The sequence below is a fragment of the Plantactinospora sp. B24E8 genome, from assembly GCF_039871735.1.
In the GTDB taxonomy this organism is placed as follows: Bacteria; Actinomycetota; Actinomycetes; order Mycobacteriales; family Micromonosporaceae; genus Plantactinospora.
On the sequence record NZ_JBDPMH010000013.1, the window covers coordinates 1 to 13,513 of the forward strand.

The following is a 13,513-nucleotide window of genomic DNA, read 5'->3' on the forward strand; positions in this document are numbered from 1 at the left end:
GGCCGCTGGCGGACCCTTCGTCACACCACCGCCAGCCCACGGCAGATCGGCGACATCGTCCGCGCCGCTCTCCACCTCACCCACTTCGAATACCGATACCTACCGAATCCATGCTGAGATCACGTCAGTATCCGTGCAGCGCCACAAATACGAACGACGACTGGAAGGCCGTTTCGCAGGGCGACGGCACCTATCACATCGTCGCCATTCACAGCAACAAGTGTCTGAACGTCCAGGGTGCCTCGACGGAAGTCGACATCAACATCATCCAGTACACCTGCGATGCCACCAACAAGCACGACAACTTCCGGTTCCGGCCGGTGCCCGGGTCGCACACCTTCCAGATCGTTGCCGAACACAGCGGCAAGTGCCTGCACGTCTCCCGGAACTCGCTCGAGACGAGTGCTCCTGTCGTCCAATGGAACTGCAACGCTGTGGCTGGGACCAACGAGCGGTGGTACTTCCCACCGGCAGGCGCGGCGGCGACACCCCTGCCGCACGAGTCCTTCACCCCGATCTCTGTCATCCAGGCGCCGCGACCGGGTGCGACAGAGCCCCCGTTGACCTACGCCTACGTGGACAACCTCGGCAACCTGTGGCACGGCCACCAGGAGGACGCCGACAACTTCAACGGCGTGCAGTGGACGGCCATCGGCGAGGGTGAGGCCTTCTCCGGCCAACCGGTTCTCTCGTACCAGGCGGACAGCCGCGTTCAGGTGGTGGCGCACAACACGGCCGACGGCGACACCTGGCTGCGTACCCAGACCACCGCTGGGCAACCGCAGTGGAACCCCTTCCAGGACGTGGGCGGCTCCAATCTGACGCACCCGACGGTGGGCCGCCTGCCGGACGGCAAGCTCGTCGTCTTCACCCTGGCCGGTGGGGGACTGTGGCACCTGCCGCAGGACGGCGTCCAGGCGCCGTACCTCGGTTGGCGGTTTGTCGGCGGCAGCGGCCTGGTTGGCCGACCGGTCGCGGTGACGATCCGCGACGGTCTCCAGCTTTTCGCCGCGGATGCGAACGGTGCGCTACACACGGCGACCTACCGGGGTGGTGCCCTGTCGGACTGGACCAGTCTCGGCGGGACGGGCCTGAACGGCATCCCGGCAGTTGTCGTCTATCCGGGGTTCCGGCTGCGGGTCTTCGCTCGTTCCGCCGACGGCACCATCGTCAGCAAGGTGCAGGACGGGAGCGGGGCGTTCGGCGCGACCTGGGAGCAGATCGGTGACCTGGTGGCCGTCGGTTCGCCCGGTGCCGTGCTCAACCCCAACAACGGTCTGACCGAAGTGGTGGCGCGGACTGCCGACGGATCTATCCACTACGTGACCGAGACCGCCCAGGCATCGGGTGTCTGGGGAGTTTGGCAACAGGTCAGCAACACCACCGGGCTCGCCGCCGCAGACCCGAGCGTGGTCACGTTCTCCCGGGACGGCGGACCGACCTGGGGGTTCCTGCTGCGTCCGCAGCAGGGCAACCCCCGGATGTACGTCCGGACCCTGTTCGAGGGCCTCGCCCGTGGCGCCGGGGACGACGACCTTTTCACCGCCGTCGACCTGCCGGCGCTGCCGGGGTGAGCTGACTGTAGAGGTGAGGACGGGGCCCTTCCCACAGAAGGGCCCCGTCCTTTCACTCGGTGCGGAGGCCGGAGGGGCGGAGCAGGCGCCAGAGCGCCGGCAGGCTGAACGCCGTCACCAGCAGGACCACTCCGGTGGCGAGGCCGGACATGCCGGCGATGCTCGGCCAGTCGAGGCGTAGCGGCTCGTTGACCATGGCGAGCAGGGTGCCGCCGAGGGCCGTACCGAGAACGATCGCGAGGACCAGGCCGAGCAGCACCGGTACGGCGGTCTGCCAGAGCACCGACCAGCTCAACGTGCTGCGTCGGGTGCCGAACGCGACCAGTACGGCGAGCATCCGGCGCCGTTCCCGCAACTGCTCCAGGATGCCGACCAGCAGGCTGGCGCCGAGCAGCAGCAGGGTCGCCACCACGCCGATGAACAGGCCGCGCCGGATCTGCGCGAACCGGTTGGCCTCCGCGGTGGCACGCAACGGCTGGACCACCGCCGTCGGGGTTACCTCGGCCGCCGCGTTGCGGACCAGCTCGATGGTGTCGGGTCGGGTGAGGTCGGCGGTGAGGAAGACCCGACCGTCCAGCCCGCGCAGCGCGGCCAGGTCGACGGCGCCAGGGGTGGCGAGGACACCGGTCACCCGACCCGCTCCGGGGTCGTCGCGGACCGGTACCGTCGGCAGGTCGGTCGGCAGGGCCCACCGGGTGGCGGTGGCCGGATCCCGGAAACCGACTTCCATCCGCTGTCCCGGGTCGGGCAGGTTCGGTGTGGTCTGGTCCGGGAAGTCCTGGTCGACGGCCCGGAAGACGTCGCCGTCCGCGCACCGGTCCAGGGTGGCGAGTTCTCGCAGCGCGGCGCAGTCGCCGATCCGGAGCAGGACGGCGGGGCGTTCGCCGTACTCGTCGGGTTTCGAGTCGGCGGCGGTCATGCTGACGTCGAGGGTGGTGATCACGCCGTCGACCCCGGGTACGGCGCGGAACCGCTCGGTCAGCGGTCCGAGGGCGGCTCCGGCGAGGTTGTCGTGGACCAGCACCATCGCCTGGGCCCGGCTCACGTCCTGGCCGGTGGACTGCACGTAGTTGTGCTGCACGCCGGCGAAGAGCATCTGCAGGGCGATGCCGCCGGCGACCGCGACCGCGACGCCGCCGACCATCCGGGCCGACGACTCGGTGTCGAGCTGGAGCCGGCGGATGGCGAGCTGCCAGGAGACCGTGCCGCCGCGCAGCCGTCGGACCACCGCCTCGACCACCCAGGGCAGCAGCGCGGCGACCCCGATCAGCAGCAGCATCACCCCGATGATCACCTGGACCTGGTTGAAGGCGCCGCTGGTCTGGTCGATTCCGCCGAGCAGCGGGGCGAGCAGCAGGGCGCCGACGACCGGCAGGACCAGCCGCCACCAGAGGCGGCGTCGACGGGCGGCGGAGCGGCGGACCACGCCGAGCGGTTCGACGACGATGCGGCGGAGCGCGAGTTGGGCGACGGCGACCGCGACCGCCGGCACCGCCAGCGCGATCAGTATCGCGAGCACCGGGCTGGGCTTGACGTCGGAGGCGAAGACGCTGATTCCCTGCAGCGTGACCAGTTCGACGAGTTGCCGACCGACGAGGAAGAAGACCGCGCCGGCGAGCAGGCCGAACAGCGCGCCGACCAACGCCTCGCCGGCCGCGACCCGGCGGGTCGTCACCGCGTCGGCGCCGACGAGCCGCAGCGCGGCGAGTCGCCGGTCCCGGGCCTCGCCGCCGAACCGGACCGCGGCGGCGATGAAAACCCCGATCGGCAGCAGCAGCACCACAAAGATGATCAGTACGAGCAGCAGCAGCACCGGGTCTAGGCCCTCGCTGGTCGACTCACTGCCGAAGTGGTCGATCCGGACTGTGCCGCCACCCGCGCGAAGCTGGTCGGTGCCGAGGTAGTAGGCGTAGTCGCTCGGGCCGGAGAGACCCGGGTCGGCGATGGTGCCGACGACCGGGTGGTCGAGCCGGGGTCGGAGCAGCGTCCCCTCCGGGGAGGCGAGCAGGTCGGCCAGGGCGGGGGAGACGACCATCTCGCCAGCGCCCGGCAGGCGGGTCAGCCCCGGCGGGACCGGTGGGTGTGTCCCGTCCGGCTGGAGCAGCCGACCCCGGATCTGGATGCCGCGATAGGCCGTGTCGGCCGAGGTGACCAGCAGGGTCTGGTCGCCGGGCGGCGGCTGCCCGCCGCCGAAGAACTGGTCGTCGCGGGCGGCGGTCCGCTCCGACCGCCCGTCGAGCATGGTGGAGATCGAGGAGCTGGTCAGCAGCAGGGCCACGCCGAGACCGACACCGACGGCGGTCATCAGGGTCCGGAGCAGCCCGTTGCGCCCGCCGGCGAAGACCAGCCGGGCGCCGAGGGCGAGGTCCGCGGCCCAGCCCGGGCCGCGCCGAGCGGCGCTCACCGCTGTGCCAGGACGGTCTCGCGGGTGCGGCCGTCGCGCACCACGACCTCCCGGTCGGCGTACGCGGCGACCCGGGCCTCGTGGGTGACGAGTACCACCGCCGCGCCGGTGTGCCGGGCCGCCTCGGTCAGCAGCCGCATCACCTGTTCGCCGTTGAGCGAGTCGAGGGCGCCGGTCGGCTCGTCGGCGAAGACCACCCGGGGGGCGGTGACCAGGGCCCGGGCCACCGCGACCCGCTGTCCCTGCCCGCCGGAGACCTCGCCGGGACGCTGGCCCGACACGTCGGTGACCTCGAGCCGGCCCAGCCACTCGGCGGCCCGGCGTTCCGCCTCGCGGCGCCGGACGCCGCCGAGCCGCAGCGGCAGCGCGACGTTCTCCAGGCAGGTCAGCTCCGGTACGAGTTGGCCGAACTGGAAGACGAACCCGAAGTCGCTGCGGCGCAGCGCGCTGCGTTCGGCGTCGGACATGGTGGTGAGGTCCCGGTCGCGGTAGCGCACCTGGCCGGCGTCGGCCCGGACGATGCCGGCCATGCAGTGCAGCAGGGTCGACTTTCCGGAGCCGGAGGAGCCCATCACCGCGACGATCTCACCGGCCCGGACGTGCAGGCTGGCGCCGTCGAGCGCCGAGGTCGTCCCGTACGTTTTGTGCAGGTCGACCGCCGAGAGCAGCGGACGGTCGTCGGGGCCGGGGGTGTTGGTCATGGCGTGCTCCTGTCGAGCCGGGGCGCCGGGATCCGCAGCGTCGCGGCAAGCTGGTCGAGCCGGGCGGCGGTCAGTTCCAGCCACCGCAGGTCGGCCTCGAGGTGGAAGAGGGCGAAGTCGCAGATCAGGTGGTCGGCGAGGTCGCCGTCGGCCTTTCGCCGGGTCAGTTCGCGCATCACCCGCAGGTGCTCGGTGCGTTGGATGTCGAGGATGTCGGCGGCGTCGCGGCCGGTCAGCAGGCCGAGCACCACCTTGGTGTAGAGGGTGTTCTGCAGGTAGGTGTCCGGTTTCTCCGGCTGGGCCAGCCAGCGTTCGACGTCGGTCACCCCGGCGGTGGTGATCGCGTAGCGCTTGCGCTCCGGGCCGGCGCCCGGCTCGACCCCGTCGACCTCGACCAGGCCGCCGCGCAGCAGCCGGGCGAGGGTCGAGTAGACCTGCCCGTAGTGCAGTGGCCGGGACTGGCCGAAGCGTTCGTCGTAGAGCCGTTTCAGCTCGTAGCCGTGCCGGGGGCTGCTCTCGAGCAGGCCCAGGAAAGTCTGTCCGATCGCCATGAATCGGACTCTACATGACGCGTATACATGGCGTGTATAGCTGGGGTGTGTAGTTGATGGAGATCGATCTATCTGTGAGGTTTCGTTAACACGACAGACATCGAGGAACTCAGATTCATGAAATCCTTCATTCCTACGGTTCGTGGCACTACGCAGCGGCCCTCGTCGAAAGGGGTAGTTGGATGCCACGAGGCGCGAGAAGACGGTCGGTCATGCTGGCCGCGGCGGCGGCGGTGCTGCTGGCTACCGGCGGCTGTGCCAAGGATCCGACGGCGGCGTCGGGTGCGGGCGGCGGGGACACCATCAAGGTCGGCATCCTGCACTCACTGAGCGGCACCATGGCGATCAGCGAGGTCACGGTACGAGACGCCGAACTGCTCGCCATCGAGGAGATCAACGCGGCCGGCGGACTGCTCGGCAAGCAGATCGAACCGGTGGTCGAGGACGGCGCCTCCGACTGGCCCACCTTCGCCGAGAAGGCGCAGAAGCTCATCTCCGCCGACCGGGTCGCCACCGTCTTCGGCGGGTGGACCTCGGCCAGCCGCAAGGCGATGCTGCCGGTCTTCGAACGCAACAAGGCGCTGCTCTGGTACCCGGTGCAGTACGAGGGGCTGGAGAGCTCGCCGTACATCTTCTACACCGGGGCGACCACGAACCAGCAGATCGTGCCCGGTCTGGACTACCTCAAGCAGCAGGGCGCGAAGAGCCTCTTCCTGGTCGGCAGCGACTACGTCTTCCCGCGTACCGCAAACAAAATCATCAAGGCGTACGCGGCGGCGAACGGCATGACCATCCTCGGCGAGGAGTACACCCCACTCGGCCACACCGAGTACAGCACCGTGGTGAACAAGCTCCAGCAGGCCCAGCCCGACGCGGTCTTCAACACCCTCAACGGGGACAGCAACGTCGCCTTCTTCAAGCAGTTGCGCAGCAGCGGAATCACCGCCGAGCTGATGCCGACCGTCTCGGTCAGCGTCGCCGAGGAGGAGGTCGTCGGCATCGGCCCGGAGAACGTCGCCGGCCACCTGGTCGCCTGGAACTACTACCAGACCACCACCGGCGCCCGTAACGACGCCTTCGTGAAGGCCTTCAAGGCCAAGTACGGCACCACAAAGGTCACCTCCGACCCGATGGAGGCCGGCTACAACGCGGTCCACCTCTGGGCGGCGGCCGTCAGGAAGGCCGGCACCGTGGAGGTCGAGGCGGTGAAGAAGGCGGCCGGCGGCATCACCCTGGAGGCACCCGAGGGGACCGTCATCATCGACGGTGAGAACCAGCACGTCTACAAGACCGCCAGGATCGGCCTCGTCCAGCCGGACGGCCAGATCAAGGAGGTCTGGAACTCCGGCCAGCCGATCAAGCCGGACCCGTACCTCAAGGGGTACCCGTGGGCCACCGGCCTGTCCTGACCGGCGCCGGACGGAGGTGAGGCGGGCATGGCGACGCTCAACCAACTGGTCATCGGCGCGAGCATCGGAGCGGTGCTGCTCCTGATCGCGCTCGGGCTGACCTTCACGTTCGGTCAGATGGGCGTGATCAACATGGCCCACGGCGAGTTCATCATGGCCGGGGCGTACACCGCGTACCTGCTGCAGCCGCTGGTCGGCAGCCAGTCGGTGCTGGTCGCCCTGCCCATCGCCTTCGGCGTCGCCGGACTGCTCGGCCTGATCCTCGAACGGCTGGCCATCCGGCACTTCTACGGTCGACCACTGGACACCCTGCTGCTCACCTGGGGGATCAGCCTCATCCTGCAACAGGTCGCCCGGGACATCTTCGGCGCGCCGAACGTGCAGGTCCGGGCGCCGGGCTGGCTGACCGGCGGACTCGACCTCGGCGGTGTACGACTGCCGTACAACCGGATCTTCATCATGCTGCTCGCGGTCGGCTGCGTGCTGGCGATCTGGGTCTACCTGACCCGGCTCAAGCACGGCCGCCGGATGCGCGCGGTGATGCAGAACCGGCAGCTCGCCGCGGCCAGCGGGGTCGCCACCGAACGGGTCGACCAGCTCACCTTCTTCATCGGGTCGGGGCTGGCCGGGGTGGCCGGGGTGGCGCTCACCCTGATCGGCCCGGTCGGTCCGACCCTGGGCACCAACTACATCGTCGACGCCTTCCTGGTGGTGGTCGCCGGCGGTCTCGGACAGCTACGGGGCGCGGTCATCGCCGCCTTCGCCCTCGGCATCCTGAACAGCTTCGTCGAGTTCTGGGTCGACAACGGAGCCAGTTTCGCCAAGGTGGTGGTGTTCGCCGTGATCATCGGATTCCTCCAGCTCCGTCCGCAGGGCATGTTCGTCGTCCGTACCCGGGCGCTGTCGTGAGCGCCGCCGTGGACGTACCCGGAAAGGGGGCCGGCGCGGCACGGCGGTGGCGGCTGGCCGGGCCGGCGCTCTTCACCGGTGCGGCGGTGCTGCTGCTGATCGCGCCGGCGGTGCTCTCGCCGTTCCGGCTCGACCTGCTCGGCAAGTACCTCTGCTTCGCCATCGTCGCCGTCGGCATCGGCCTGGCCTGGGGCCGGGGCGGCATGCTCACCCTCGGCCAGGGCGTCTTCTTCGGCCTCGGCGGCTACGCGATGGGCATGCACCTCAAGCTCCGCGAGGCCGGGCCCGGCGGGCTGCCGGACTTCATGGTCTGGAGCGGGGTGGAGAGCCTGCCGGCGCTGTGGCGACCGTTCGCCAACCCGGTCTTCGCGCTGGCCATGGTGGTGCTGCTGCCGGTGACCGTGGCCGTCCTGCTCGGCCTGCTGGTCTTCCGGCAGCGGGTCCGGGGCGCCTACTTCGCGGTGCTCTCCCAGGCGCTCGCCGCCGCGTTCGTCATCCTGCTGGTCGGCCAGCAGGGGCTGACCGGCGGCACCAACGGCCTGACCAACTTCCAGACGTTCTTCGGGCTCGACCTCTACCAGCCGGGCGACAAACGGATCCTGTACCTGGTCGTGGCCGGGGTGCTCGGGGTCGTCTTCCTGGTCGCCTGGCAGCTCGCCCGCAGCCGCTTCGGCCAGCTGCTGGTCGCGGTCCGGGACGGCGAGGACCGGGTACGGTTCCTCGGCTACGACCCGGCCGTGGTCAAGACCATCGCGTTCGCCGTCTCCGCCGGAATGGCCGGGATCGCCGGTGCGCTCTTCGTGCCGATGGTCGGCCTGCTCAGCCCGGCCAACCTCGGCATCGTCGCCTCGCTGGAGCTGCTGATCGGGGTGGCGGTCGGCGGTCGGTTCTCGCTGGCCGGCGCGGTCGGCGGGGCGCTGCTGGTCAACTACGCCAAGACCATCTTCAGCGAGCAGTCCGCCGACAACTGGGTCTACCTGCAGGGCGCGATGTTCGTGGTGGTGATGCTCTGGGCGCCCCGGGGCCTCGCCGGGGTGTTCACCGACGTCCGGGCCGCGCTGGGGCACCGGTGGCGACCCCGCCCGGCACCGGCGGCCACCCGGCCGACCGACGCCACGCCGGCCGCCGACCCGTCAGCGACCGACCCGCCGCCGGCCGGGGCGCAACGCGAGGAGGTACGGGCGTGACCGGGCTGCTCCAGATCCGCGGCCTGAACGTCGCCTTCTCCGGCTTCCGGGCCATCACCGACCTCGACCTCACCGTCGCCGCCGGAGAACTGCGGTTCCTGATCGGTCCGAACGGTGCCGGCAAGACCACCCTGATCGACGTGATCACCGGCCTGACCCGGCCCACCTCCGGGTCGGTACGGTTCGCCGGCGAGGAACTCGTCGGCCGGCGGGAACACCGGATCGTGCGGCTGGGCATCGGCCGCACCTTCCAGACCTCGGTCGTCTTCGAGCAGTTGACCGTGCTGGAGAACCTGGACCTGGCGGCGAGTTTCCGCCGACCGCTCGCCGCCCGACTTCGCCGCCGTCGGGACGTCTCGGACCAGGTCGCCGCCGCACTGGAGACCACCGGGCTCGCAGACCTGGCGTACCGCCCGGCGGGGGTGCTCTCGCACGGCCAGCGGCAGTGGTTGGAGATCGGCATGCTGCTGGCCCAGCAGCCCCGGCTGCTGCTGCTCGACGAACCGGTGGCCGGGATGAGCCGCGACGAACGGGCCCGGACCGGCGAACTGCTGCGCCAGGTGGCCCGGGACCACACCGTGATCGTGGTCGAACACGACATGGACTTCCTTCGCCGGTTCGCCAGCACCGTCACCGTGCTGCACGAGGGGCGGCTGCTCTGTGAGGGGACGGTCGCGCAGGTGCAGGCCGACCCCCGGGTGCAGGAGGTGTACCTCGGTCGGACCCGCAGGGAGACCGCCGAACTGGTCAAGGAGGCGTCCTAGATGTTGACGGTGCGGAACCTCGACGTGGCGTACGGCCGGGCGCAGGTGCTCTTCGGGGTCGACCTGGTGGCCCCGGCCGGCGACCTGGTCTGCGTGATGGGCCGCAACGGGGTCGGCAAGACGACCCTGCTCAAGGCGATCATGGGTGTGCTGCCGGTCCGGTCCGGCCGGGTGCTGTTCAACGGCCGCGACATCACCACACTGAAGACCCACCAGCGGGTCAGCCTCGGTCTCGGCTACGTGCCGCCCGGACATCCGACCTTCCCGCAGCTCACCGTGGCGGAGAACCTCCAGGTGGCGGCCGAGGCGGCGGGCCCGGCCAGCCGGGGAGCGGTCGACGAGTCGCTCGACCTCTTCCCGGCGCTGCGTGGCCTGCTGCGACGCCGGGCCGGTTTCCTCTCCGGCGGCCAGCAACAGCAGCTCGCCATCGCCCGCGCCCTGGTCAGCCGACCGAAGATGCTGCTGCTGGACGAGCCGACCGAGGGCATCCAACCGTCGATCATCCTGGAGATCGAGGAGGCGGTGCAGCGGCTGCACCGTGACCTCGGCCTGGCGATCCTGCTTGTCGAGCAGTACCTGGAGCTGGCGCTGAGGCTGGCGGACCGGTTCGTGATCCTGGACGCCGGTGAGGTGGTCCGCTCCGGCGACCGGACCGAACTGCAGGACCCGTCGGTGCACACCCTGTTGTCGGTCTGACGACCGTCATCCAAGGTTGCGCCGTGGTGGGGCGAGGTGTCCAAGGAGGCGTTCAACACCGGCCTGGACGCACTCGCGCGCGGGTTGAGGAACTGGGCCGACTCCCGCACCGGGAAACGGGCCGGACGTCCGGTCGGTTTCCCCCGGTTCAAGTCCCGCCGCCGCACCACGCCCAGGGTGCGGTTCACGACCGGGGCGATCCGGGTCGAGCCTGACCGGATGCATGTGGTGCTGCCCCGGCTGGGCCGGTTGAAGCTGCACGAGTCCGCCCGCAAACTGGCCCGGCGTCTGGAGGCGGGCACGGCGCGGATCATGTCCGCCACCGTGCGCCGCGACGGCGGACGCTGGCACGTAGCGTTCACCGTCGAGATCTCGCGGGTCGAACGTCGCCCGACCCGGCCGCAGTCGGTGGTCGGCGTCGATGTCGGGATCACGCACCTCGCCGTACTGTCCACCGGCGAGCTGGTCGACAACCCGCGCCACCTGACCGCCGCGCGGCAACGCATGCGGGCACTCGGCCGGGCGCTGTCGGGTAAGACCGGACCGGACCGACGGACCGGCCAGCGTGCGTCGAAACGCTGGGAGCGGGCAGCGGCCCGCCTCGGCCGGGCGCACGCCCGGGTGGCGAACCTGCGCCGTTACGGGCTACACAAGCTCACCACCCGCCTCGCCCGCGAGCACGGCACCGTCGTGGTCGAAGACCTCAACGTCACCGGCATGCTGCGTAATCGACGGCTGGCCAGGCACATCGCCGACGCCGGGTTCGCCGAGATCCGCCGCCAACTGGCGTACAAGACGGTGTGGAACGGCGGCCGGCTGCTCGTGGCCGACCGCTGGTATCCGTCCTCGAAGACCTGCTCGGGCTGCGGCACGGTGAAAACCAAGCTCGCCCTGTCCGAGCGTGTGTACGAGTGCGAGGCGTGCGGTCTGGTCATCGACCGCGACCGCAACGCCGCCGTGAACCTGGCCGCCCTCGCGGCCGAGTGTGACACCGCCGGGAGTGGCCCGGTGGCAGCACGTGGAGCCGACCAGAAGACCCGCCCCGGCGGGCAGGTGGCAGTGAAACGTGAACCCGGCACCGTGTCAACGGGTCAGACCGGGACCGTCCCACCGCAAGGCGGGACTACCAACCGTGCGCCCACCAAAGCGCACTGAGAGAGGTAACGGATGCCGCTCCTTGCCGAGGGCACTGCGGCGGGAATGACCCCGACTAGCATGGCTGGACATGGCCGTCGATGCGACGAGGTTCGATGAGCTGGGTGACCGGGGGTGGCGGCCCGCGTGGTCCCAGGGACGACTCGGGGCGTCGCCGACCAGACTCGGACCGCACCACCCGGTGCCGGCCTGGGTGACCGGGCTGGTCGACCACTCCGACGAACGCGACGGCCGGCCCCGGGTGCTGGTCACCAGCTATGCCGGAACGCGTGCCCTCCTCGACCTCGCGGACGGGCGGCTGATCGGCCCGCCGGAGGACCGGCCCTACGCGAGCGTCTGCGCGCTTGTCCGGATCGACGGCGAACCCGTGATCGTGTCCGGCGGCGGGACCGGTCACCTGCAGGTGAGCGACCTGGCCAGCGGACGCCTGCGGTGGCGGCGGTGGTGCGGTGACGTGCGGGTGCTGGCCACCGCCGTGCTCGGTGGACACCCGGTCGCGGTGCTGGCCGGCGGGTCGTCCCCGCTGCAGGTCTGGTCGCTCGCGGCCGAACAGGGGGAACGGCTGGCGACGGTACGGGTGGACGACGGTCGGATCGCCGCGCTGGCCGCGGCGGAGCGGCACGACGACGTCCTGGTGGCCCTCGGCGGTACCGCTGGCCGCGTCACCACCTGGCGGCTGACCGGTGTCGCCCCCGGCCGGGTGCGGGTCGAGCCGGTGGGTGAGTTCCGGTTCGAGGAACCGGGCCTGGTGAGCTTCCTGCGGTTCGCGACCTGGCGGGGACGGCAGGTGTTGCTCGGCGCGGCCGGCCGGCTGGCCCGGGTCTGGGACGCGGTCGGCGGCGAGCCGCTCGGGCCGTCGTTCGTCGGGCACGCCGGCCCGGTCAACTCGGTCGCGTCGGGTCGGTTCGAGGCCCGGCCGGCGATCTGGAGCAGCGACAACGTGGCCGTCCGGGCGTGGCTCCCGGAGACCGGTGAGCAACTGGGCGAGCCTTTCCGGTACCCGTACGAGGCGGCCCTCACCAGCCTGACCGTGGTGCGGATCAACCGACGGCCGATGGTGGTCAGCGGGGACACCGCCGGCATGGTGTGGGTGTGGGAGCCGGAGTGGCCGTACCCCTTCCGACGTGGTGCGGCGCCGTCGGGACGGGACGAGCCACCCGCCGGGCCCGGTCCGGTCCGGTTGGCCACCGTGGAGTTCGCGGGCCGGCCGGTCGTACTGGTGGGACAACCCGGTCGGGCGGTCCGGGCGGTGGACCCGACGGACGGGAGCGAGGTGGAGGTGCCGGTCGACGGGCGCGGGGCGGTCCCGCTGCTGGTGCCGGGCGACCGGCCGGTACTCGCCGAGGTCGGACCGGACGGGCTCACCCTCCGGGAGCCGGCGACGGGGGACCGGGTCGGGACCGTGCCCCGCCCGCCCGGGGCCCCGGGGCCGCCCGATCCGCCGCTCGCCTCGACACTGCTGGGCGGGGTGTGGACTCTGCTGGTGGCGGTGGGGGAGCAGGTGCTCGTCGTCGACGGCGCGACCGGGGCCGTCGTCGGGTCGTGGACCGGGCACTCCGGACCGGTGCACACGGTGGTCACCGCCGAACTGGCCGATCTGCCGGTCGCGCTGACCGTCGCCGGGGACGACACCGTACGCCTCTGGAGCCTGCGCTCCGGGCGAGGTCTCGGCGTCGTGCTGACCGGCCACGGCGGGACCGCCTCCGCCGTGACGGCGGCGACCGTCGACGGGCGGACACTGCTGTTCGGCGCTGACCGGAGCGGAGCGGTCCGCAGCGTCGACGTGACCGGTTTGGTCCAGGCGGAACTGGCCGCGGTGCGGCCACCGGACCGGGCACCGGAGGATGTGGGGCCGGACGGCGGGGTGGGGCCGGGGTTGCCCGAACCGGTCGTCGTGCTGACCGCGACCGGACCCGTGCGGTCGCTCGCGGTGGTCCGGTCAGGTACGCGGTCGTGGCTGGTGGCGGCCGACGGTGCGACGCTGCTCTGGACCTCCCTCGGCGACGACGACACACCTCGGCGCACGACCGGGCTCGGCACGCCGGTGGCCGACCTGCTGGCGCTGCCGGAGGCGCTGGTCGTGGCGACCGCAGACGGCCTGGTCGGCTACCGGTTGGGCGTCCCCGGCCCGCTACGAGGCTGACTCCGGCGGGTGCCGGGCGC

General features: G+C 71.3%; 10 protein-coding genes and 1 pseudogene. 8 read left to right on the top strand and 3 right to left on the bottom strand.

The annotated features are described in order from the left end of the window. The first annotated feature begins 110 nt into the window (after window positions 1–110). Entirely contained in the window at window positions 111–1,574 is a 1,464-nt protein-coding gene (locus tag ABGB21_RS19705) for an RICIN domain-containing protein (protein WP_347678889.1), read from the top strand. A 52-nt stretch (window positions 1,575–1,626) separates the two neighbouring features. Here the strand turns inward: ABGB21_RS19705 and ABGB21_RS19710 are convergent, their stop codons facing one another. Genes ABGB21_RS19710 through ABGB21_RS19720 form a run of 3 tightly spaced genes read right to left on the bottom strand, consistent with a single transcriptional unit; the run spans window position 1,627 to window position 5,230 of the window. Further along, complete coding sequence (locus ABGB21_RS19710) at window positions 1,627–3,978, bottom strand: ABC transporter permease (RefSeq protein ID WP_347678891.1); 2,352 nt, start codon at window positions 3,976–3,978, stop codon at window positions 1,627–1,629. Further along, window positions 3,975–4,679: an ABC transporter ATP-binding protein gene (locus ABGB21_RS19715; RefSeq protein WP_347678893.1), complete on the bottom strand. Its 705-nt coding sequence runs from the start codon at window positions 4,677–4,679 to the stop codon at window positions 3,975–3,977. Before ABGB21_RS19715 ends, ABGB21_RS19710 begins: the two co-directional genes overlap by 4 nt. Beyond that, window positions 4,676–5,230, bottom strand: coding sequence for a PadR family transcriptional regulator (locus ABGB21_RS19720; RefSeq protein WP_347655128.1), 555 nt, complete (start codon window positions 5,228–5,230; stop codon window positions 4,676–4,678). Before ABGB21_RS19720 ends, ABGB21_RS19715 begins: the two co-directional genes overlap by 4 nt. 212 nt (window positions 5,231–5,442) lie before the next feature. On the opposite strand from ABGB21_RS19720, the gene urtA reads away from it, so the two are divergent. The 7 genes and pseudogenes from urtA (at window position 5,443) to ABGB21_RS19755 (ending at window position 13,493) form a co-directional block, all read left to right on the top strand. Further along, on the top strand, window positions 5,443–6,639 hold the full coding sequence (urtA, locus tag ABGB21_RS19725) for an urea ABC transporter substrate-binding protein (protein ID WP_347655127.1): 1,197 nt from the start codon (window positions 5,443–5,445) through the stop codon (window positions 6,637–6,639). Between the two features lie 27 nt (window positions 6,640–6,666). Beyond that, window positions 6,667–7,548 (top strand): urea ABC transporter permease subunit UrtB, encoded by an 882-nt coding sequence (gene urtB / locus ABGB21_RS19730; RefSeq protein ID WP_347655126.1) that lies wholly within the window; start codon window positions 6,667–6,669, stop codon window positions 7,546–7,548. Continuing rightward, window positions 7,545–8,735 (top strand): urea ABC transporter permease subunit UrtC, encoded by a 1,191-nt coding sequence (gene urtC / locus ABGB21_RS19735; protein ID WP_347655125.1) that lies wholly within the window; start codon window positions 7,545–7,547, stop codon window positions 8,733–8,735. Before urtB ends, urtC begins: the two co-directional genes overlap by 4 nt. Beyond that, window positions 8,732–9,499, top strand: coding sequence for an urea ABC transporter ATP-binding protein UrtD (gene urtD / locus ABGB21_RS19740; RefSeq protein WP_347678895.1), 768 nt, complete (start codon window positions 8,732–8,734; stop codon window positions 9,497–9,499). The genes urtC and urtD overlap by 4 nt, the downstream gene beginning before the upstream one ends. Further along, entirely contained in the window at window positions 9,500–10,195 is a 696-nt protein-coding gene (urtE, locus tag ABGB21_RS19745) for an urea ABC transporter ATP-binding subunit UrtE (RefSeq protein WP_347655123.1), read from the top strand. Window positions 10,196–10,216: 21 nt separating this feature from the next. After that, a pseudogene (tnpB, locus tag ABGB21_RS19750) lies at window positions 10,217–11,350 on the top strand (IS607 family element RNA-guided endonuclease TnpB); the annotation flags it as partial. Between the two features lie 70 nt (window positions 11,351–11,420). Next, the gene (locus ABGB21_RS19755) at window positions 11,421–13,493 is read left to right on the top strand and encodes a hypothetical protein (RefSeq protein WP_347678897.1); all 2,073 of its coding nucleotides are present in this window, start codon (window positions 11,421–11,423) and stop codon (window positions 13,491–13,493) included. Window positions 13,494–13,513 lie beyond the last annotated feature (20 nt).

Bases quoted from the DNA above. Each gene is read 5' to 3' on its own strand.
- ABGB21_RS19705 (WP_347678889.1), top strand. From the start codon at position 111: ATGCTGAGATCACGTCAGTATCCGTGCAGCGCCACAAATACGAACGAC.
- ABGB21_RS19715 (WP_347678893.1), bottom strand. From the start codon at position 4,679: ATGACCAACACCCCCGGCCCCGACGACCGTCCGCTGCTCTCGGCGGTC.
- ABGB21_RS19720 (WP_347655128.1), bottom strand. From the start codon at position 5,230: ATGGCGATCGGACAGACTTTCCTGGGCCTGCTCGAGAGCAGCCCCCGG.
- urtA (WP_347655127.1), top strand. From the start codon at position 5,443: ATGCTGGCCGCGGCGGCGGCGGTGCTGCTGGCTACCGGCGGCTGTGCC.
- urtB (WP_347655126.1), top strand. From the start codon at position 6,667: ATGGCGACGCTCAACCAACTGGTCATCGGCGCGAGCATCGGAGCGGTG.
- urtE (WP_347655123.1), top strand. From the start codon at position 9,500: ATGTTGACGGTGCGGAACCTCGACGTGGCGTACGGCCGGGCGCAGGTG.
- ABGB21_RS19755 (WP_347678897.1), top strand. From the start codon at position 11,421: ATGGCCGTCGATGCGACGAGGTTCGATGAGCTGGGTGACCGGGGGTGG.